Origin of the sequence: Thalassospira sp. MCCC 1A02898 (assembly GCF_001618185.1) — a bacterium.
GTDB lineage: Bacteria > Pseudomonadota > Alphaproteobacteria > Rhodospirillales > Thalassospiraceae > Thalassospira > Thalassospira tepidiphila.
Map to the genome: position 1 here is coordinate 19,525 of NZ_LPXK01000001.1, position 20,940 is coordinate 40,464.

A 20,940-nucleotide genomic window follows, 5' to 3' on the forward strand; every position below is an offset into this window, starting at 1 on the left:
TGCCGGGGGTGTTTTTGTTTATTTGCTCTGGTGCGCGATCAGTCGGCGATAGATGCCTCGGCGATCTGAACAGCGTTAAGCGCAGCACCCTTAAGCAACTGGTCACCGGCAACAAACAGTTCCAGACCATGATCACCAAAGATCAGGTTGGTACGAATGCGGCCAACTTCGACGTCATACTGTTCGGTCGCGGTCAGCGGCATCGGGTATTTGTTGTTTGCCGGATCATCGACAAGTTTGACACCCTTGGCCTTTGCCAGCACTTCACGGGCCGCCTCCGGGGTAACAACCTTTTCGGTTTCAACCACGATGGCCTCGGAATGAGTACGCTCGGTCGGAATACGAACCGCAGTGCACGATACCGGCAGATCCGGCGCGCCAAAGATCTTGCGCGTTTCCCAGGTTACTTTCATTTCTTCACGGGTGTAACCGTTGTCCTGGAAAGTATCGATATGCGGGATCACGTTAAACGCCAGCGGCGATGAAAACACCTCTGCCGGAACCGGCTTGCCAGCAAGACCAGCCGCCAGACCTTCGCGCAGTTCGTTCATGCCCGGCTGACCGGCACCCGATGCGGCCTGATAGGTCGACACGATCACTTTCTTCAGGCCAAAGGCCTGATGCAGCGGCCAAAGGGCAACTGCGGCAATCGCCGTGGTGCAGTTCGGGTTTGCGATCAGTTTCGCCGTTTTGGCAAGGTGACCATTGATTTCCGGCACGATCAGCGGAACATCGTCATTGAGACGGAACGCCGAGGAGTTATCAATCACCAGCGCGCCTTCGGCAATCTTGGGCGCATATTCCTTGGCGAAATCACCGGAAACAGCAAGGAAGACAATGTCGCACTGCTTGGCTTCTTCAACAGAAAACAGCGCGACGGTCTTAGTGCCGAATTTAGTCTCCACGGTCTTGCCCGCTGAACGCTCTGACGCGAACAGGGTGAGTTCACCCACAGGGAACTTGCGATCAAACATTACATTGATCAGCTCGACGCCAACCGCACCGGTTGCGCCAATGACACCGACATGGAGATTTTCGGCACTCATAATAGTTGTCTAACCTCGCAATAAATTTGTTGTCATATTCGACTGCCGCGATCATTCGCGGGCCGCGCATTATAAGGATTAATCAAGGTAACGCAAATGCACCTTGCTGCATTGCATTTATGCGCGGTTCTGATTGGGTAAAAACGCACCGGACAACAGATTGTTCCATGGCGATTTTAAACGGGCTGACATAAAAAATCCGCCCTTCAACAGTACCACCGCCAAGCAGACGTCAAAGGGCGGATTTAGCCGCCATAAAGACGACATATCCAGACTATGAAAGAGAATCGGCTGATCGTTTTAATGTCCGATCAGGCGAATGCGCTGATCACATCAGGCAATGTTTGGCGAAATCGGTCGCCTCGTTTGCCGTCCAGTCGCCCTTCGGCTTTTCCTTAAGGTCATTGCACCATTCCTCGCTGCCCACCTCGGGCGAGCATGCGGAAACAGCACCAGCCAGGAAAAGGACCGCAAGGGCCCCGGCGATTTTGGTCGTGATCGTTTTCTGCAGTTTCATGTCCGTGTCCACTGTTTGTGTGTTTGTTATTGACGCTACAAACTTATACACGGCGCGAAAATGACGCAAAGTAAACCTTCGGTCTGTGGCAACCGTCACAGACCGACAGCAACAATCGGCAAAATGAGAATCAGGGATCAGTCGCGCCAGAAGGACGGCATCAACAGCACAAGAAGCGTCTCGAACTCAAGCCGGCCCAGAACCATCGCAACATCCAAAATCCACTTTGCGGAGTCCGGCAAGGACTGGAAATTGCCCGCCGGTCCGATGATATTGCCAAGCCCCGGCCCGACATTGGCAAGTGCTGTTGCCGCCGCACTCATTGACGTAATCAGATCAAGACCCGTCAAACCAAGGGCAATCGTCACCGCGATATAGCTGATGGTCAAAAGAAATACATAGACCGTAACCGCGTTATAGATGTCGGATGAAATTTCGTGGCGATCAATGCGGCTGACCACAACGGCTGACGGGCTGCGCAGGCGCATGAAATGGGCACGAAGCCCGGTGAACACGACATACAGGCGAAACATCTTGAACCCGCCCGATGTTGATCCCGAACAGCCGCCGATAAAGGTCGCAAAGAAAAACAGCATGACCGCGGCCGGGCCCCATAACAGGTAATCCCCCGATGCATAGCCCGTGGTCGTAATCACCGACACAAGATTGAACGCCGCCATGGTCAGCGACCGGAAGAACCCGTCATCTGAAATCTGCAACAGCCGCAAGGTCAGCAAAAATGTAAAACCTGCAATGATCAGGCAGAACAGTTTGATTTGCTGATTGCCGATCACGGCCTTGATCGCGCGTTTGCGCAGAAAGACCGCATAGGCGGTAAACGGCAAACCACCAAAGAACATGAACAGGATGGCAATCCAGTGCAGCGACAGGCTGGTGTCAAACTTGGCAAATGAAAGGTCCGAGGTGGCATAGCCGCCAGTCGACAGCGTCGTCATGCCGTAATTGATCGCATCAAACCATCCCATGCCAAAGATGCGATACAGCACAATGCACACCAGGGTCAGAACAGAATAGATCATCACGATCTGCAGGCACATATCGCGCATGCGACCACTAAGTTTTTCGGATCGATCCGAACTTTCCATCTGGAAAAGCTGCATGCCGCCAACCCGCATCATCGGCAAAAGGGCCAAGGCAGTCACGATGATCCCGATCCCGCCCAGCCATTGCATGATCGATCGCCAGATCAGTAATCCCGGCGGCAGTTCGTCCAATCCCGACAGGATGGTTGATCCGGTCGTCGTCAGGCCCGATACAGTTTCAAACACCGCATCACAGAAACTGATTTCAAGCGATGAATACCAAAGCGGCAAGGACCCGGTCAGGCTGATCGCAATCCATGACACCACGGTCAGGACATAACCCTGACGTGCTGTCACACGCGGGCCGATATCCGACCGGCAGGCAAGACACGCCATACCGCCAAGCCCGATGGTCGTGATCGAGGCTTGGGCAAAAATTTTCCAGTCCGGGTTGCCATATGCAAGATCAACAGCAGCTGGCACCATCATCGATATACCGATGATAATGACCATGACCCCGACAACGAAAAAGATGGGTTGCAGACGGAACAAGCAAGCTTCCCTGACAGCAAAAGACAAACCCGCTTGTAGCGCCAATTGACAATTGATGCATCCGGTTATTGTGCATGACACCATTGATGGCAATTGCCGCTGCCCGCCACCCACCCGAGATGGGCGTCATCATTTTGCCGTTCTTTTTGCTTGTTCTTTTGCCATGACCGTTGTGTCATTCTTGCCAAATACTCACCCCGCAGATCTTTGAGGCCAGTGTGAAACGCGTTACCCGCCTGATCATCCTTCTTGCCATTCCGGCCTTGATTGCCATTGGCCTTCACTGGCACAGCGCGCCGGTCCGTGCGGCTGACAACGCGACCCAACTTGCTGATCCGGCCGGGCTGGAAGCCAGAGGCCGCGATGTTCAGGTGATTGACGGCGATACCATCATGATTGCCGGTCAGGTGCTTGATATCGCGGGCATGGACGCCCCGGAACTCGGTCAGCAATGCCTGCATAACGGCAGTTTCTGGGATTGCGGCATGTCTTCGGCCATGCAATTGCGCAAATATTTCGCCATGGCGCCGTTTGATGTCCATTGCTGGCCCGGTGATCAGGAACGCGCGGGCAAGGCCGGTGATTTCCCCATCGTCGAATGCGGCATCGGCGAACGCGATGTGGCGGCGGCAATGATCAGTGACGGCGAAGCCCTGCCGATTGCGGGCTATTCCCATCGCTATGACCGGCTGTCGCGCGATGCCGACAATGCCGGCATTGGCATCCATGGTGGCGATATGATTGACCCGTCTGACTGGCGGGCGGGCAAACGGCTCGACGGTGAAACCACCGGACGCTGCCTGTTCATCGCTGACGGCAAGGGCAATTACCTCAGCACCCTTGATCCGCGCTTTGCCGATTTTGCCTCAGACACCAAAATCTGCAGCGACGAAGAGGCGCGGGACATGAACCTGAACTATCTGCCACCGTCACCTTAACCGGCCCCTTTTCGTGGCAGGTGCATCTTTTGGCGTTTTCGCGCGTCTTCCTGTTTATCGCTTCGATCAAACAGGAGAATAAGATGCGATTGCAACTTGCCTTGAATGTGAAAAACCTTGACCGTGCCATTGCGTTTTACAGCGAAATGTTCGCAAGCCCGGTGCACAAACAACGGCCGGGATATGCCAATTTCGAAATTGAAAACCCGCCGCTTAAGCTGGTTTTGTTCGAACACCCGGCAGCAACCGAAAACCTGAACCATATCGGTGTCGAATGTCTGAGCGAGCAGGCGTTTGAAACCGCCTCAGCCCGGCTGCATCAAAGTGATCTTGTCACCAGCGACATTGCTGAAACCGGATGTTGTCACGCAAAGCAGACCAAGTTCTGGGCAACAGGACCAGACGAACTTGACTGGGAGTGGTATCGTATTCTTGACGATGCGCCACATGACCAGCCTGCCGATCAACAAACGTCCGGGGCTGGCTGTTGTGGCCAGCAGTCGGGCAAGGAACTGCACCCATATCAGGTGTGCTGCGCGTAAAGAACCATGAAGTTTGCATCGACACATCACACAAACTCAGACTGGCAGGCCTTGCAAAAAGGCCTGCGCAGTTTTGTCTATCACCGCTTGCCACAGGACGCGGTCGACGATGTCGTTGCCGACATCCTTGAAACGATCATCCGTAAAAAATCGGATCTTCGCACGGCTGCCAATCCATCTGCTTGGATTTATGCCGTCGCACGCAGCAAGGTGGCGGACTTCTATCGACGACAGGGGCGCGAAAATACCGCACTTCGGACCCTCAATACCGATCCGACCCTGTTGAACCATGACGAACCGCACGACAAACCCGGTTTGCATGACTGCGTGATGGGCTTCATTGGCCGATTGAGCGAAACCGACCAGACCGTACTTGAAGAAATCGACATCAACGGCAAACGACAAACCGACTTCGCCACCCGCAATGCCATCGCCCTCCCCACAGTGAAGTCACGCGTCCAACGCGCCCGAAACCGTCTGCGTGATCGATTGGTTGCCTGCTGTCCGGGTGGCGACCTAGGCAACGGAGGTGACATTGGGGATGCAAGTGGCGATGCCACGGCATGCAATGGCGCATGCCAAAATACAGGCGCCTGTGCGCCGGACCGGATGTGATGATGTCTTTGGGGAAAAGGCTTGGAGCGGGTGAAGGGAATCGAACCCTCGTATGCAGCTTGGGAAGCTGCCGTTCTACCATTGAACTACACCCGCGAAGCGCGCGATTTATAGCCCGCTTTTCCGATCAACGCAAGCCGGTCCCATCCAGATCCATCCAATTAATTGCCCGACCAAATACCGGAAAACTTTAGCCTTCCGGGACCATGCGCCAGATCGCACTGGCATGGTCATCGGAAATCAGGATCGATCCGTCGACATAGTGTTTCACATCGACCGGACGGCCGATCACTTCGCCATTGCTGCGCAGGAAACCAACAAGGAACGGGTTTTCTGTCACCGGTTTGCCGTTGATGAATTCGACCCGGACAACCTCGTACCCATCGGGAATTGTGCGGTTCCAGGATCCATGTAATGCAACGAGTGCATCCCCACCGTCAAAGGTGAAGCCAAGCGGCGCATTATGGGCATTAAAGGTAAATTCCGGGAAGGTGACTTCTTCTGGCACCGTTTCATCGGAAAATTGCGGGCTTCTGGTGTCGTTCCCCGCATACCACGGGTAGCCATAGAACTGGCCAGACTGGCTGGCACGATTAAGTTCCTCACGCGGGATATTATCGCCCAGCATATCGCCGCCGTTATCGGTAAACCAAAGCTCGTCCGTTTCCGGATGGAAGCTCAGCCCGACAGAATTACGAATGCCACTTGCATAAATGTCCGGCGCCCCACCATTAACCGGGATGGAGATGATCGTGCCTTCAAGGCCGCTGACCTTGCAGATATTGCACGGTGCCCCGACCGCCACAAACAGGCGATCGCCATCGGGTGACAACGCGGCATAGCGCCAACCATGATGGCGTTCATCAGGCAGATTGGTAAACAGGATCCTCGGGCGACCGAGGCTTTCTCCATCGAAATTGGCAAGATCATAGGACACGATGCGGTGTTGATCGGCAACAAACAGGGTCCCGGGTTTATAGGCAATCCCGTTGGCCAGCTTGAAGTCATCGGCAATCAGATTGACGTCCTCGGCAAAGCCATCACCATCCTGGTCGCGCACGAAATAAAGGTTCGGTCCGCGCGTCCCAACAAAAGCGCCGTTAAGCTCCGGGGCGACCGCAATCGTCCGCGCGTTGCTGACCTCGGCAAACACCGAAAGGCGATATCCGCTTTCAGCCGTTAGCATCGATTGAACGCGCGCCACCCGTTCGGAAACCTGTTGGGCTTGGGCTGATATACTTAGCGCCGTCACAGCCACGGCAGAGGCAGCCCCCAAACACAAACGCCCGGCCCATCGGCGTGCGGTGTGCAACTGGCGACGGAAGTCCGGGCGTAAATATTGGGTCATCGTGAAATCTCCTTGTCTGGCAATCGGCCTTACAAGGGATACGGACAGTTTCCCCAGGTCGATTAACGAACGCGTTCAGAGATCGGGGCGTTGACCGACAGTTCCATGTCCCAGGGGAAGTAAATCCAGGTATCCTGGGAGACTTCGGTCACAAAGCTGTCAACGATTTCACGGCCAAGCGGCTTGGCATAAACGGTTGCGAAATGCGCATGCGGCAGTTTTTCGCGCACAGCCTTGGCGGTTTTGCCGGTATCGACCAGATCATCAATGATCAGCATATCGGTGCCGTCACCCTTGATGTCTTTTAGCCATTCCAGATCGCCACGCGTCTTGTCAGAGTAGCTGCGTACGCACACCGTATCAATCAGGCGAATATCAAGTTCGCGGGCAATGATCGCCGCCGGTACAAGACCGCCACGGGTGATTGCCACGATTCCCTTGAACGGGCCTTTTTCCAACAGTCGCCATGCAAGTGCACGGGCATCGCGATGCATCTGTTCCCAGGAAACCGGGAAACCTTTGTTATAAGCAGCTTCGCTCACAAGAATTCTCCTGCGCCAGATCGGTTCGCCAAATGAATGTGCCCAGAGATTACCTAAAGGCGTCACCCAAAGGCATCACCATCCAGACCCGCATTCCACAAAATTAAGCCGCTTAACTACGCCCTGTTGGGCCCGAAGGCAAGTATTCGCTGGCGTGTTCGTTTCTTACTCGGCATTCAGCCTTGCTTACAGGAGTGCTGGAAAAATCAACGCTAATTTTCTGGATCGGTTTTGCGCAGCATAAAACGAGATTTATCCGAATTTGGTCACGGATATCCGAATCAAGACAAAAACGACAAAGTGCGGTTTGTACATCGTTTTAAACGTTTGAGTTTGGATGTAGGGAACAAGGAGACAAAAACTTAAAAAAGTGTTGGAAAGACGATGAAGTTAAAAATTATGTCAAAAGCCAGGATCGGCGGTCTATTTGTCGCGGCAAGTGCACTGATTTATCCTTATGTTGATGCTCATGGTGTTGAGCAAAACATAGAAATTATTGGCGATACCGGCGGCGGGCAGAGTATTGAATCTCTGGAAAATCAAGGCGCTGGCGGTAATGCAAATGCTCAGAACGCCAATCTTCTTCCAGGTAAAGCGCATGATATTGCCGTAGATAAACTGGGGAACAGATATGCGGTAGGGTCCCAAAAAGGCATGAATGGCTATGCCCTTTACAAGTGGGCGGCAAACTCTGCGGCATGGCAAAAAATGAATGGTGAAGCTGTACGCATAACGGCGAGACCCAAACAAGCCTGGATTGTGAATACACAGGGTCAGGTTTTTTATGAAAGTGGCCCAACCTGGAGAAATGTACCGGCACCGATCGCGAAAGATATTAGTGCGGGTCGTGATACCGTATGGATCACGACACCAAATGACGAGATTTTTCGCTATGTGCCACAAGGAACCCTTGAATTTGTAGCGTCGCAAGATCAGCTGGCTTTTAACAATGGAGTCGGCGGCTGGGCGCGCGTGAATGTTAATGCTGTAAAGGTTGAACTCGATGATTCGGATAACCCTTGGATAATCGATAAAAGCGGGCAGCTGAACCGATTTCATGCTGGAAAGTGGCGGGCAATCAATGCGCCAAAAGCGATTGACTTAAACGCGTCGGAGCCGGGCAACGTCGAGTTTGTTGATGAAAAGGGCGATGTTCTTCAATATGAGGTTACAACAAATAGATGGTGGTATCTGTCACAGTCGAAGGATACGGTTGCCATAGGTGGCAGCAGTGGAGAACTGCTTAAGTTAAGCAAGAACTTGGATATTTTCAAAGTGCGTTAATTTCTGATGCGACTTGTTGATATTAAGATGAAGTGGGGTATGCACATGCCCTGCTTCATTTTTTTGTATAATCTTATCCCTTATACGCCAAAAATAGGTCGTATTTCGGGGTTATCGGAGGTCGTATTCTACAAAATAAAGCCGTTTAACGACGCCGAGTTCGGGACGACGGCAAGTATTCGCCGGTAAGTTTTTTTTTACTTTGCGTTCATCCGCGCTTGCAGCAGGGTTGAAAAATCACTGCCGAGTTTCTGGATGGCCGATGACCAGTCGCCGGGTTTGTCCTGACGATAGATCCGCAAGGTCGGATACCATGGGCTATCGGCCCGATACACCATCCAGCGCCAGTCGGTGGTGTAAAGCTGCAACATCCAGACCGGCACGCCAAGCGCGCCTGCCAGATGGGCCGGCGAGCTGTCAATCGTGATCACCAGATCCATCGCCTGCATCAACGCGGCACTGTCACCGAAATCATGAATGTGATCGCCAAGATCAGTGACAAAGGCATGCAGGCCAAGCTTGTCGATATCGCCGCGGCGCTCATCAATCTGGAAGCTGTAAAATGCCGCCCCCTTGGCCGACAAGATCGGCAGCAACGTCTCAAGCGGGCAGGAACGATCGCGCGGGTTAAGCTTGCCCGCCCAGATCAGCCCGACCTTAAGCACCGTGCCCGGCGGCGGTGCCAGACGCGCACGTTTGCCCTGCGGCGCGGAGATATAGCTATCGGTCGAGATTTTCTGAAGCTCTTTGGATCCGATGCCCATCACATGCGGCAGGCTTAAAAGCGGCACATGCACATCAAATTCCGGAAGCGGCCGGCCCTTTTCCACAACGGTGCCCACACCCGACACAGTTTTCATGATCGGGATCAGTTCCTTGCGGCATTCAAGGATCACATGTGCGGCCTTTTGGGCTACCAGCGGCACAAAACGCGCAAACTGGATCATGTCGCCAAAGCCCTGCTCGGCACGCAGCAAAATGCGTTTGCCGCGAAGATCGGCTTTGCCATCCCACTCAGGGGCGGTTTCAAGCGGCCGGATCGGATTATCGGCAAGTTTGCGGCGCGTCTCATACCCCGCCCAACCTTCGGCATAGTTGCCAAGCGCAAGATGCGCCAATGACTTGTCCCAGTTGGCATCAACATAATCGGGGTCAATCGCAAGCGCACGCTCGAAATAGTCAAGCGCCTCTTCAAAGCGGTTCATATCGCGATACACAAGGCCGGTATTAAACGTATGCGACTTGACACTGTCATCAAGCTCAAGCGCCTTCTTGTGCGCAACAAGCGCCTCGTCAAAGCGCATCATTTCGCGCAGGCAATTGCCCATATTCGACCACAAGCCGGCATTGCCGGGGCGCAAGTCTGCGGCCCGTCGATAGGCAATCAGGGCGGCCTCGAACTTCTTGCTGCGACGAAGCGCCACGCCAAGGTTGTTCCAGACATCCGGTTGATTGGGGTTCTGGCGAAGGGCCGTACTGTAAAGGCGGATGGCATCATCAATCTGGCCGGCCTGATGGGCGGCAAGACCGCGCTGAAACAAATCACTGATTACTTGGCGGCGCTGAACCGCGGCATCGCCATTTTTGACCGACGGCATGCTTTGATCGCTGCTGGCAATGTCTTCGGTTTTAGACATGGTATCCTTGGCGGGGATCACCGGATCATCCTGTTTGGCCGCCACATTATCCGCAGACGGCTTTGATGCTTTCTTTGCCGGTCGTTTTTTGCGCGTTGTCGCCGCTTTCGCCATTCCTGTTCCCCCCGGTGCCTTTGCCCTTATCTGGCAAAAGCCATCGCCCCAATTAAAGGCATCTCTAACAGACTGACCATGGCACTGACCGCCCGATTCGGCGGCATGTGGCCTTTCCTGCACAAAGCATAATTTACCAAAAAAGCCTTACCAATAAGTGGATTTATTCATTTGGTTTTATGGAAATGGAATATTCACCACGCCCATCGTTTCTTGTTTCAGTAATTTTACCAGATGGGGTAGCCTCAGCGGCATAACAACAAACCAGAATGTAGTCGCCACACCTTTGTGCCTCATTACGGAAAAATAAACGCACGAATTGGTCACTGTGAACATCACGCAGGGCAACAATTCGTCACAACCTGACTGTCGGCAACATGATCGGAGCTTCAGGCCGATCACCGACATCAGATCTAGGGATTGGGTTAATTCTGCCTTTGAAGGATTGGGAGACCGTAAATGGCCGAACCTAAGAGATCCGGTGCCTCCGTCGGACGTAAAGTGATTTTTGTGATTGTGGGACTTCTCATCGTCGGCTTCGCCGCGATGATGACCATTCAGACCGTCTCGCAGCGCAATGCCATGATCGAAATCATGTATAATGAATCGGTCGAAAAAACCGAAATGCTGTCAACTGCGGTTCAGCCGGGCTTCATTGCCATGGACGGCGCATCGGTCGAAAAGGAATTCCGCAAGATCACCGACAAGGAAGGCTCGCAGCTGGCAAGCCTGATCGCGGCAAATCCTGATGGTGATGCCATCGGAACCTATCAATCAGAAACACTCAAAATGCATGATCTGGCAGCCCTGATCGAGCCCTATCTCGGGCAGCTTGAAAACAAGGAAGTCATCAGCTTCATTTCCGAAGATGCCGTGATCGTCGGTGCCCCGATCACCAAATATTCGAAGCGCCGCGACGAAGATCAGTATCGGGGCATGCTGGTTACCGCCTGGTCACTTGACCGCGTCAACGCCGAAGTCCAGCAAGCCGTTATCATTCAGGTCGCTCTGGCTGCGGCCATTCTGGTGGTTTTGCTCGGCGTCACATGGTTTGTCCTGCGCCAGCAGATCCTGACCCCGATGGTCAAGATCAATGGCGCGATGCGGTCACTTGTCGATGGCGAACTGGATGTCGATATCCCGGGCCTTAAGCGCAATGACGAAATCGGCGAAATGGCCTCTTCGGTCGAAATCTTTAAGGAAAACGCCAAGCGCGTCGCCCAGCTTGATCGCGAACGCGAACAGGAACGCGAACGCGCCGAGGCCAAGCGTCGCGAAGCCATGGCGGCCCTTGCCGGTCGGTTTGAACAAACCGTCATGGGTGTGGTCGATGGCGTATCTGGCGCATCGGGTGAAATGCAGGAAGTCGCCCAGACGATGGTGGCCGCCGTGCAACAAAACGAAGCCGGATCACAGGCCGTGGTTGCCGCTGTTGAGCAGGCCAACCATAGTGTCGAAACCGTCGCAAGTGCGGCCGAACAGCTTGCTGTTTCGATCCGCGATATCAGCGCGCGTGTGAATGAAACTTCGAACATCACCGCCAATGCCTCAACCGAGGCAAACCGGGTCAACGAAATGGTTCAGGGTCTTGATGTCTCGGCTCAGAAAGTCGGTGAAGTCGTCCAGATTATTCAGGCAATTGCCGAACAGACCAACTTGCTGGCACTTAACGCCACCATCGAGGCCGCCCGTGCCGGCGATGCAGGTAAGGGCTTTGCCGTGGTCGCCAACGAGGTCAAAAACCTCGCCAATCAAACCGCGCGTGCGACCGAGGATATCTCTGAACAGATTTCCGGTATTCAGGGCTCGACCCAGCAGGCGGTTGGCGCGATTGACGGGATTACCGGCATCATTGCCAACCTGAACGATATCGCATCCGAAGTGGCGGCTGCGGTCGAAGAACAGGGTCAGGCAACCACGGAAATCTCGACCTCGGTTCAACAGGCGGTTCAAAGCACGCAGGAAGTGTCCAACCACATCCGCGAAATGCAGGAAGCCGCGCGCCAGACCGGCGAAGCCGCCCATCAGGTACTGGGCGCATCTGACAAGCTTAACAGCCAGTCGGGCACGCTGCGTGGTGAGGTTGGCAACTTCCTTAATGAAGTGCGCGCAAGCTAAGCGTCATCTGGCTTAAAACCAAAAAACGCCGCCCTGTTTTCCGTGGCGGCGTTTTTGTTTTTCGATGTGGTCCTAGCGTAATGGATCGCGGTTTCTTGCGTCCTCATCAAGGCGCATCATCATCATGTCGTCGAGATCGGCATAGCCGTGCAAACGATAAAGCGGTTGCATGTCCGCTGTCGCCAGAAGCCAGCGTTTCACACGCTTTAGTTCCGGATGGTTATGCAACGCATCAATCATTTTGGCGGCAATGCCCATGCGGCGATAATCCGGATCGACAAACACATCGGCAACATAGGCAATGGCGATCTGATCGCTGACCACGCGCGCAAAACCCACCTGACGTCCATCGCAATAGGCGCCGACTGGAAATGACATCTCGACAGATCGGTCAAACTCACCGCGCGTCCGCCCGGCGGCCCAATAGGACGCGGCGATAAAATCATAGCAATATTCAAGATCGATCCGTGACCGATCCAGGCTGATTTCAATGGTTTTATCGCCATCTGCCATCATGGTCGCCCCACAAGCTTTCACCCCATAAGGTGATTGGGTTATTTCAGGTAAACGGCAACAGCCAGTGCCGCAATCGCCACCCACATCACAAGGGATTGGCGCGAAAAACCGCTAGGTTTGCTTTGTCCGTTGTTTGGCTTGCCACGCATGGCGGCAACCGTGTCGGGATGCAGGCGCAATCCCTGATCGGTAAAGACGGCGGATGCCTGTTCTGCGGCTTCGATCACGCGCGGCAGTCGGCGCAACATGGTGCCCGCCTGAAGGGTAGCTTCCTTGATCTTGGCTTCCGGACCAAGGTTTTCACGCATCCAGTCTTCGATCAGCGGACGCGACAATTCCCACATATTCTCATTCGGGCTGAGAATACGTGAAAGCCCCTCGGCAACGATCATGGTTTTTTGCAGCATCAAAAGCTGTGGCTGGGTTTCCATGCCGAACTGTTCGGTAATCTGGAACAACTGCCCCAACAACCGCCCGACCGAAATATCGGCCAGTTCCTTGCCCAGGATCGGCTCACCAATCGAACGACAGGCCTGCTGGAAGTTTTCAAGCGACTGGTTACGCGGAACATACCCCGCCTCGAAATGGACCTCTGCCACGCGGTGATAATCACGCGTCAAAAAGCCCAGCAACATCTCGGCCAGATACAGACGCGTCTGTTTATCCACCCGGCCCATGATGCCGAAATCAACCAGGCTGACCCGGCCGTTTTCATCAACAAACAGGTTGCCCGGATGCATGTCCGCATGGAAAAAACCGTCGCGGAAAACCTGTTGGAAAAATGCCCCGGCCGCCTTGGCCAGCAGATCGGAGCGATCAATGCCCATGCGGTCAAGGGCTTCGACATTATCGATGCGCACACCTTTGACCCGTTCCATGGTCATCACGTGTTCGGCGGTGCGTTCCCAATCGATCTGCGGGATGTAATAGGTCGGATCGTCTTCGAAATTTTGGCGGAATTCCGATGCCGCTGCCGCCTCGAAACGCAGATCCATCTCAAGATGAACACTGTCTTCCAGCGCCTTGACCGTTTCAATCGGTTTCAGACGACGCAGGCGCGGCTGGGTCAATTCGACAAGTTCCGCAATCCAGTAAAACAGGTCCATGTCGCGTGCAAAGCGATACCGGATATCCGGGCGCAGGACCTTGACCGCCACTTCGCGCCCGTCGGTCGTGGTCGCGAAATGCACCTGTGCGATGGATGCTGCGGCGACGGGTGTTTCATCAAATTCGGCAAACAGCACGTCAAACGGTTCGGCCAGCTGTTCGGTGATGATGCGTTTGGCAACCTTGGCCGAAAATGGCGGCAGGCGATCCTGAAGCGACGACAGGTCGGCCGCCACATCATCGCCAATCAAATCGGATCGGGTCGCCAAGGTCTGGCCAAGCTTGATGAAAGCCGGGCCCAATTCCTCAAGCGCACGCGCAAGGCGCTTGCCCGGTGGCAAATCAGACCGGCGCGAAAACGGTGCTGTCAGGCGGGCCAGAAACGCGACAAGTTTCCCCCCCGGCACAAGGGCAAGTGGAAACAACGCATCATAGCGCGCCAAAGTGCGCGCCATGGCAAGCAGGCGAAAGCTGTTACGAATAAAACGGATCATGCGTCAAACGCCCTTATATCCGCCAACCGGAATGAATAGCTGCAATCCCGCCAGACAGGTTGCGGTATTTGACCCGCTCAAAGCCGGCCGCCCGGATCATGGATGCAAATGTTTCCTGATCGGGGAACTTGCGAATGCTTTCCGCCAGATACTGATAAGCTTCACGATTGCCCGCGATAAACCGTCCGATTTCGGGCAAAAGCTTGAATGAATAGGTATCATACAGCTTATCGAACCCGGGCACGACGACCTTGGAAAATTCAAGACACTGGAACTTTCCACCCGGACGCAGGACGCGATAGGCTTCCGAAAGCGCTTCTTCGATGCGGGTTACATTGCGAATGCCAAAGGCGATGGTATAGGCATCAACCGACTGGTCTGGCAGCGGCAATTTCTGCGCATCACCGACCGTCCAGTTGATGTTTTTCAGGATCCCGTGATCAACCGCGCGGTCGCGCCCGACATGGAGCATCTCATAGTTGATGTCACAGACCGTGACAGAGCCACCACCATTTTTCAGGAAGCGAAACGCAATATCACCAGTACCCCCTGCAACGTCGAGCAACTTCATGCCCGGACGCGGTTTGAGCTCGTTGATGAAACTGTCCTTCCACAAGCGATGCACCCCACCGCTCATCAGATCGTTCATCAGGTCATATTTCGACGCAACAGTGTCGAAGACCTCGCGCACCATGGATGCCTTCTGGCTTTCGGGAACATCACGAAAACCAAAGTGGGTTGTGTTTTCGCCGGTTTCGCCCGCGGCAGGGTCTGTGTTCTTGCTCATGGCCGGGAAAATAGCGCAGCAATGATTATCCTGCCAGTGGAAAGCCACGACAAAACGCAAATATCCTGTTGGATCGTGGTCATTTCTGTTAAGTCAATCTGACGCGACAAGCGTTTGCCAAGAAGATTAGAGCGACGACAAGGACAGGATGCCCCGATGACCTGCATGGTAAAAATCTGTGGAATTAACAGCGAAGATGCCGCGATTGCAGCCATGAGTGCCGGGGCAGATGCGCTTGGATATGTCTTTTTCCCGCCAAGCCCGCGTCATATATCGCTTAAAGGGGCCAAGACGCTCACCGAACGGGTCCCCAACAGCATCTATAAGGTTGGCCTGTTTGTCGAAGCCGGTGACGAGGCGCTTGAAAATGCGATCAAGGCCGGCAATCTCGACGTCATCCAGCTTCACGGCAAGGAAAGCCCGGAACGCGTGGCCGAGGTCAAGGAACGCTTTGGCCTCAAGGTCATGAAGGCCATTTCTGTTAGCACCGCAAACGACATCGAAACGGCCCGCAAAAACTATGACGGCGTTGCTGATTTTCTGTTGTTTGATGCCAAACCGCCCAAGGACAGCGTCCTTCCCGGCGGCAATGCGGTTTCGTTCGACTGGACGCTGCTGACCGGTCAGAACTTCCAAAGCAACTGGATGCTGGCTGGCGGACTTGATCCCAGCAACGTCGCCGAAGCCGTCAAGATTACAGGCGCGCCCTGGGTGGACGTGTCATCCGGTGTCGAACGCAGCAAGGGGGTCAAGGACCCGCGCAAGATCTCGGCCTTCATCCAGGCGGCAAAAGGGTACTGATCCCTCTGAGCAACTGCGATCAGAGCTGATTTAACCATTTCTGAAATGATTGGGCGCAAAACTGCCCGGGCAATAGTGCACTCCATTGCCCGGACCGAGTAAGCGCGACATGAAACCGACCCTTCGATCAAGAACCCAGAAACTTCTGCACGGTGTTGACCGGGAGTCGCGGTTTTCGCTGTTTGTGCATCTGGTTCTGGCCAGCGCGATCATCATCAATGTCGTCTCGGTGATTTTTGACTCGGTCGAAGACTTTGCCGAACGCTATTTCATTCTGTTTGCCACAATCGAGATCGTCTGCACGCTGATCTTTGCCATCGAATATGGCCTGCGTGTCTGGTCCGCCCCGGACAATCCGCGCTTTAGTGGCCGATTTGCGCGTCTGCGCTATATGCTAACACCGATGGCACTGATTGATCTGCTGGCGATCCTGCCGATCTTCCTGTGGTTCTTTACCAGCATTGATTTGCGTTTTATCCGTATTGTCCGGTTGCTGCGCCTGTTGAAATTCACCCGCTATTCCACGGGGCTGGAACTGATGATGCTGGTGTTTCGCCAGCAAATGGGCATTTTCGGTGCCGCAAGTGCTGCCCTTGCCTGCATGCTGGTTTTCAGTGCCGGGGCGATTTACCTCGCCGAACACGAAGCCCAACCTGAACAATTCTCCAACCTGCTTGATGCGCTTTATTGGAGTGTCATTACGCTCGCCACAGTCGGCTATGGCGATGTTGTGCCGATTACACCGTTTGGAAAATTCCTGGCCAGCATCATCTCATTGACCGGGATCGGGATTGTTGCCGTACCGGCCGGTATTCTGGCGTCGGCCTTTAACGCCGAACTGCGTCGGCGCGAAAGCGAGTATCGCCATCAGGCCACCCGCCAGCTGCTGGGCAAACGTTTGACCGAACGGGTCCGCCACAAACTGCGATCCCATCAGGAAGAACTCGGCATCAGCGAAGAACAGGCGCAGTCAATCATCGAGGACATCCGCGATGTCCATCGCAATGAAAGCGATGAAATCCTGACCTGTCCGCATTGCCATCAGCCGCTTCACCTTGAACTGCACGACACCGAAACAACACCCACGCCGCAAAAGTCTTGACGCCCGGTTTTTTTGCGCACATGGTTGACCCATGAAAACACACGGCATGAACCCGACCCGCATTGCAAATCGTTGGTGGTGGCTCGCTTAAGCGGGCGGCCAAAACTCGTGCCCTAAACATACCGGCCGCCTCATTCTTGCAGGCGGCTTTGTGTTTTCAGACTTCTTCTTCCTTGTCTTAAGATCACATGGCTCCTGCGGCGAAAGGCCCACACAGGAGTAAAAAACGTGACGACCCCGACAAGCCAAACCGGCATTTCCACTGACAGCAGCGAATATCGCTACACCACCGATGGCGGTGTTTCGGTTATCCGCCGCATGACCGAAGTGGCTTACGAAAACGCAACCGAAGGACTGATTGATGCGCTTGATGCCACCAAGGGCGTGTTGCTGTCTTCAAGCTATGAGTTTCCGGGGCGCTATTCACGTTGGGATATGGGCTTTGATGCCCCACCGCTTGAAATTGTCGGGCGCGAACGCGGCTTTGCGGTGCACGCACTCAATGATCGCGGGCGGGTGTTGCTTGATATCATTGCAAGTACGCTTGAAAACCATCCCCATGTCGAAAGCCTGACCAACGGCGAAGACGGGCTTTATGGCGTGGTCAAAAAACCCGCCGCCTGGTTCCCCGAAGAAGAACGCAGCCAGCAACCCAGCCTGTTTTCGGTCGTGCGCGCACTGCGTGATCTGTTCGGGCACAAGGGCGATGAGCGTCTTGGGCTTTATGGCGCCTTTGGCTATGACATCGCGCTTCATTTCGAACAGATCAATCTGGCCCAGGACCGCCCGGCGGACCATAAGGACATCCACCTGTTCCTGCCTGATCAGATGGTCACAGTCGACCATGCCTCACGCGTCGCCACCCGGTTTGATTATGACTTTATCGCCCCCGATGGTCGCAGCACTGCGGGTCTTGAGCGCATTTCACAACCCCATCCGCCATCACGCGGCAACAACGCCGCCATCGAAAACGATATGAAACAGGGCGAATATGCCGCCATCGTTGAGGATGCCAAGCACCGCTTTGCCCGTGGCGAATTGTTTGAAGTGGTGCCCAGCCGCGTTTTCCGCACCGCCTGTGATGTCAAACCGTCGGAAATTTTCCGCCGTCTCAAGCGTCGCAACCCGGCCCCTTACGGTTTCCTGATCAATCTCGGGGACGGTGAACATCTGATTGGCGCATCGCCCGAAATGTATGTCCGGGTCAAGGGACAGCGTATCGAAACCTGTCCGATTTCCGGCACCATCGCACGTGGCCGTGATGCGATCGAGGATGCCGAAAATATCCGCACTTTGCTGAATTCCGCCAAGGAAGAATCAGAACTCACCATGTGCACCGATGTCGATCGCAACGACAAGGCACGCGTCTGCAAACCGGGCAGCATCCGCATTCTGGGCCGGCGTCAGATCGAAATGTATTCGCGCCTGATCCACACGGTCGATCATGTCGAAGGTCGCCTGCGGGATGGGTTTGATGCGCTCGATGCCTTCCTGACCCATTGCTGGGCCGTAACCGTAACCGGTGCGCCCAAGCGTGCTGCGATGAAACATATCGAGGCCGTCGAACGCAGTGCGCGCGCCTGGTATGGCGGCGCGATTGGGGCGGTTCTGTGCAATGGTGATCTGAATACCGGCCTGACGTTGCGCACCGTGCGGCTCAAACAGGGTGTCGCCGAAGTCCGCGCGGGTGCGACGCTTCTGTTTGATAGCGAACCGGACGCCGAAGAAGCCGAAACCGTCCTTAAAGCATCAGCGATGATCGATGCCGTCACCCGCGATGCCAAGGATGAAGTGACCCTTGATCCGACGGTGTCGGGTGTAGGCAAACGCGTGCTTCTGATCGATCACGAAGACAGCTTTGTGCAAAACCTTGCCAGCTACATCCGTGCGACGGGGGCCGAAACGCTCACGCTCCGTCCGGGCTTCCCCGATCAGGCGTTTGACGATTTCAAACCTGATCTGGTGTTCCTGTCACCCGGTCCCGGGCGGCCGGATGACTATCACCTGCGCGACAGCATCGAACGCGCCCTTGCTGCGGGTTTGCCGGTGTTCGGGGTTTGCCTTGGTCTTCAGGGGATTGTCGAATTCTTTGGCGGATCCCTCGGCCAACTTGTCACACCGATGCATGGCAAACCGTCAAAGGTGAAACTCGATACAACCGATCCGCTGTTTGATGGCCTGCCCGAAGACATCGTTGTCGGACGCTACCATTCCCTGTTTGCCAAGGCGGCTGAAATGCCAGCCGACCTTACGGTCACGGCGCGCAGTGACGACGGGGTGATCATGGGCATCCGCCACAAAAGCCTGCCGATCAGTGCCGTGCAGTTCCACCCCGAAAGCCTTTTGACCCTTCAGGGCGAAGTCGGCATGCGCATGATCGCAAACCTTCTGCGCAACCCGCATGGCGAACGCCCGGACGACAAGATCGACGACCCCGAACAGGACGACACGACAAACAAGGAAGAGACAGCGACCGATCACAAGGCCGCCTGACCATCACCAAACACCCTGATCTGCGTGGCGTGCCAAGCCCCCCCCCCTGTCAAGGCACAGCAAACCGCAGATCACACACAGCAACGGCCGTGCTCCTCCCTCGCGGCCGTTGCTTCTTTTTTGCTCAGGGGAGTGTGATGCCGTGATCAGGCGTCGTCATCATCAAGCGAGCCGTCAATTACGGAGTAATCGGGCGGCGGGGCCTGACGGAATTTTTCCGGGTCACCCTTGCGCTTATCGCGCGTGCGCGAAATCCAGCCGCCGTAATGGGCTTCGGGCTTGGGTTCGGTGGGGCCACCGGCACGTACTGGGCGCGGGGCAAACCGGCCCAGATTGATCACGCGGTCATACATCACGATATTGGCGGCAATCGCCACATTGACACAGAAACTCATCGGGATCTTGATGATGAAATCGCATTTTTCCTGCATTTCATCTGACAGGTTGCCGCGTTCTGGACCCAGGATATAGGCCGCTTGCGACGGATGCTTGAAGCTTGGCAGTTCAATCGCATCGGGTGTCAGTTCGACCCCCACCATGCGGCAGCCTTGCGGCAGGAACAGGTTTTCGTGATCGGGGAAATGATAGTAGGGCATCTGTTCGCCCGACTTCGATGTATCGGTGATGTTGGAGCGTTCCTCACGGAAATCTGCATCCACCGTAAACGCAAAACTTGCGCCAAAGGCATGGGCAGAACGAAACAGGGTGCCCACATTCAAAGGCTTGCTTGCCCCTTCAATTCCAATCCCGAAATAGCCGCGCATATCTTCCTCCGTGCCGCACCAGTCAGCCGATTTGAGGCCGGTGCGAAAACAACTCCATAAAAAGAACTGTAGGGGGCTATAGCGCCCCGGGCGCGATATGGCAAGCATACCCCGGGCAATGCTGCCACCCGTTGCTGTAACCGCTTGCTCTGTCCGATTGCCTGAACCGACGTGGCAAAACAATTTGGAACAACACCGCTGCTGCTTCGTTGATTCTAGCAAAGGGCACAACATCCCTTGGTCGAGCAAACCGTCAACCAAAACAGGAGACGATAATGAATTGGGACCAAATCGAAGGACGTTGGAAACAGCTTACCGGTGACGTCAAAAAACAGTGGGGTCGCCTAACCGACGATGATGTCGATACCATTGATGGCCAGCAAGACAAACTGGTCGGCAAGATTCAGGAAGCCTATGGCATTCAACGCGAAGAGGCCGACCGTCAGGTCCGCGAGTGGTTCAATCGCCTTTAAGTGATTTGATTTAAGCCATAACCGGCCATCCCCCCGTTCGTTTCGCGCGCGGCCCAAGATCCTCCCCTTGATTGCTGCGCGCGAAACTGCTTTTTATGGGTTTGAAA

The 20,940-nt window shown here is 54.8% G+C and carries 19 protein-coding genes and 1 tRNA gene; 9 read left to right on the forward strand and 11 right to left on the reverse strand.

Annotated elements, in window-relative coordinates; genetic code table 11:
- Nucleotides 1–38: 38 nt before the first annotated feature.
- The 3 genes from AUQ41_RS00095 to AUQ41_RS00105 all read right to left on the reverse strand — a co-directional run bounded on the left by AUQ41_RS00095 (nt 39) and on the right by AUQ41_RS00105 (nt 3,158).
- Nucleotides 39–1,046 (reverse strand): aspartate-semialdehyde dehydrogenase, encoded by a 1,008-nt coding sequence (locus AUQ41_RS00095; RefSeq protein ID WP_008889118.1) that lies wholly within the window; start codon nt 1,044–1,046, stop codon nt 39–41.
- Nucleotides 1,047–1,374: 328 nt separating this feature from the next.
- Complete coding sequence (locus tag AUQ41_RS00100; protein WP_008889117.1) at nt 1,375–1,563, reverse strand: DUF3012 domain-containing protein; 189 nt, start codon at nt 1,561–1,563, stop codon at nt 1,375–1,377.
- A 137-nt stretch (nt 1,564–1,700) separates the two neighbouring features.
- The gene (locus AUQ41_RS00105; RefSeq protein ID WP_232308271.1) at nt 1,701–3,158 is read right to left on the reverse strand and encodes a TrkH family potassium uptake protein; all 1,458 of its coding nucleotides are present in this window, start codon (nt 3,156–3,158) and stop codon (nt 1,701–1,703) included.
- A 218-nt stretch (nt 3,159–3,376) separates the two neighbouring features.
- Here AUQ41_RS00105 and AUQ41_RS00110 point away from each other — a divergent pair, with 218 nt between their 5' ends.
- The 3 genes from AUQ41_RS00110 (at nt 3,377) to AUQ41_RS00120 (ending at nt 5,253) form a co-directional block, all read left to right on the forward strand.
- The gene (locus AUQ41_RS00110; RefSeq protein ID WP_063085667.1) at nt 3,377–4,096 is read left to right on the forward strand and encodes a thermonuclease family protein; all 720 of its coding nucleotides are present in this window, start codon (nt 3,377–3,379) and stop codon (nt 4,094–4,096) included.
- An 83-nt stretch (nt 4,097–4,179) separates the two neighbouring features.
- Nucleotides 4,180–4,638: an ArsI/CadI family heavy metal resistance metalloenzyme gene (locus tag AUQ41_RS00115; protein WP_063086808.1), complete on the forward strand. Its 459-nt coding sequence runs from the start codon at nt 4,180–4,182 to the stop codon at nt 4,636–4,638.
- A 6-nt stretch (nt 4,639–4,644) separates the two neighbouring features.
- Complete coding sequence (locus AUQ41_RS00120) at nt 4,645–5,253, forward strand: sigma factor (protein ID WP_063085670.1); 609 nt, start codon at nt 4,645–4,647, stop codon at nt 5,251–5,253.
- Between the two features lie 22 nt (nt 5,254–5,275).
- Here AUQ41_RS00120 and AUQ41_RS00125 read toward each other — a convergent pair.
- The 3 genes from AUQ41_RS00125 to gpt all read right to left on the reverse strand — a co-directional run bounded on the left by AUQ41_RS00125 (nt 5,276) and on the right by gpt (nt 7,143).
- Nucleotides 5,276–5,349: transfer RNA gene (locus AUQ41_RS00125), tRNA-Gly, on the reverse strand.
- Nucleotides 5,350–5,443: 94 nt separating this feature from the next.
- Nucleotides 5,444–6,601: a sorbosone dehydrogenase family protein gene (locus tag AUQ41_RS00130; protein ID WP_063085672.1), complete on the reverse strand. Its 1,158-nt coding sequence runs from the start codon at nt 6,599–6,601 to the stop codon at nt 5,444–5,446.
- Between the two features lie 62 nt (nt 6,602–6,663).
- The gene (gene gpt, locus AUQ41_RS00135) at nt 6,664–7,143 is read right to left on the reverse strand and encodes a xanthine phosphoribosyltransferase (protein WP_008889111.1); all 480 of its coding nucleotides are present in this window, start codon (nt 7,141–7,143) and stop codon (nt 6,664–6,666) included.
- A gap of 384 nt (nt 7,144–7,527) precedes the next feature.
- Here gpt and AUQ41_RS00140 point away from each other — a divergent pair, with 384 nt between their 5' ends.
- A complete protein-coding gene (locus tag AUQ41_RS00140) occupies nt 7,528–8,427 on the forward strand; it encodes a tectonin domain-containing protein (protein WP_063085675.1) in 900 nt (299 codons plus the stop codon).
- A gap of 197 nt (nt 8,428–8,624) precedes the next feature.
- On the opposite strand, the gene AUQ41_RS00150 is transcribed toward AUQ41_RS00140, so the two are convergent.
- Nucleotides 8,625–10,178 carry a tetratricopeptide repeat protein gene (locus tag AUQ41_RS00150; protein WP_063085680.1) on the reverse strand — a complete coding sequence of 518 codons (1,554 nt, stop codon included), beginning with the start codon at nt 10,176–10,178 and terminating at the stop codon, nt 8,625–8,627.
- A 459-nt stretch (nt 10,179–10,637) separates the two neighbouring features.
- Between AUQ41_RS00150 and AUQ41_RS00155 the strand changes: the two genes are divergently transcribed.
- Nucleotides 10,638–12,296, forward strand: coding sequence for a methyl-accepting chemotaxis protein (locus AUQ41_RS00155; RefSeq protein ID WP_063085683.1), 1,659 nt, complete (start codon nt 10,638–10,640; stop codon nt 12,294–12,296).
- A 72-nt stretch (nt 12,297–12,368) separates the two neighbouring features.
- Here the strand turns inward: AUQ41_RS00155 and AUQ41_RS00160 are convergent, their stop codons facing one another.
- From AUQ41_RS00160 to ubiE, 3 genes are read right to left on the reverse strand one after another with little or no spacing between them, the layout of a single operon-like run.
- On the reverse strand, nt 12,369–12,812 hold the full coding sequence (locus AUQ41_RS00160; RefSeq protein ID WP_232308272.1) for a GNAT family N-acetyltransferase: 444 nt from the start codon (nt 12,810–12,812) through the stop codon (nt 12,369–12,371).
- A gap of 38 nt (nt 12,813–12,850) precedes the next feature.
- Complete coding sequence (ubiB, locus tag AUQ41_RS00165) at nt 12,851–14,413, reverse strand: 2-polyprenylphenol 6-hydroxylase (RefSeq protein WP_063085686.1); 1,563 nt, start codon at nt 14,411–14,413, stop codon at nt 12,851–12,853.
- 13 nt (nt 14,414–14,426) lie between these two features.
- A complete protein-coding gene (gene ubiE / locus AUQ41_RS00170; RefSeq protein WP_063085689.1) occupies nt 14,427–15,200 on the reverse strand; it encodes a bifunctional demethylmenaquinone methyltransferase/2-methoxy-6-polyprenyl-1,4-benzoquinol methylase UbiE in 774 nt (257 codons plus the stop codon).
- A gap of 156 nt (nt 15,201–15,356) precedes the next feature.
- Here ubiE and AUQ41_RS00175 point away from each other — a divergent pair, with 156 nt between their 5' ends.
- From AUQ41_RS00175 to AUQ41_RS00185, 3 genes are all read left to right on the forward strand, one after another.
- A complete protein-coding gene (locus AUQ41_RS00175) occupies nt 15,357–16,001 on the forward strand; it encodes a phosphoribosylanthranilate isomerase (RefSeq protein WP_063085692.1) in 645 nt (214 codons plus the stop codon).
- 109 nt (nt 16,002–16,110) lie between these two features.
- Complete coding sequence (locus tag AUQ41_RS00180) at nt 16,111–17,103, forward strand: ion transporter (protein ID WP_063085695.1); 993 nt, start codon at nt 16,111–16,113, stop codon at nt 17,101–17,103.
- Nucleotides 17,104–17,331: 228 nt separating this feature from the next.
- The gene (locus AUQ41_RS00185; RefSeq protein WP_063085699.1) at nt 17,332–19,596 is read left to right on the forward strand and encodes an anthranilate synthase component I; all 2,265 of its coding nucleotides are present in this window, start codon (nt 17,332–17,334) and stop codon (nt 19,594–19,596) included.
- A gap of 146 nt (nt 19,597–19,742) precedes the next feature.
- Here the strand turns inward: AUQ41_RS00185 and AUQ41_RS00190 are convergent, their stop codons facing one another.
- A complete protein-coding gene (locus AUQ41_RS00190; protein ID WP_063085702.1) occupies nt 19,743–20,360 on the reverse strand; it encodes an RNA methyltransferase in 618 nt (205 codons plus the stop codon).
- A 275-nt stretch (nt 20,361–20,635) separates the two neighbouring features.
- On the opposite strand from AUQ41_RS00190, the gene AUQ41_RS00195 reads away from it, so the two are divergent.
- Nucleotides 20,636–20,833: a CsbD family protein gene (locus AUQ41_RS00195; RefSeq protein ID WP_063085705.1), complete on the forward strand. Its 198-nt coding sequence runs from the start codon at nt 20,636–20,638 to the stop codon at nt 20,831–20,833.
- The last annotated feature ends 107 nt before the right edge of the window (nt 20,834–20,940 follow it).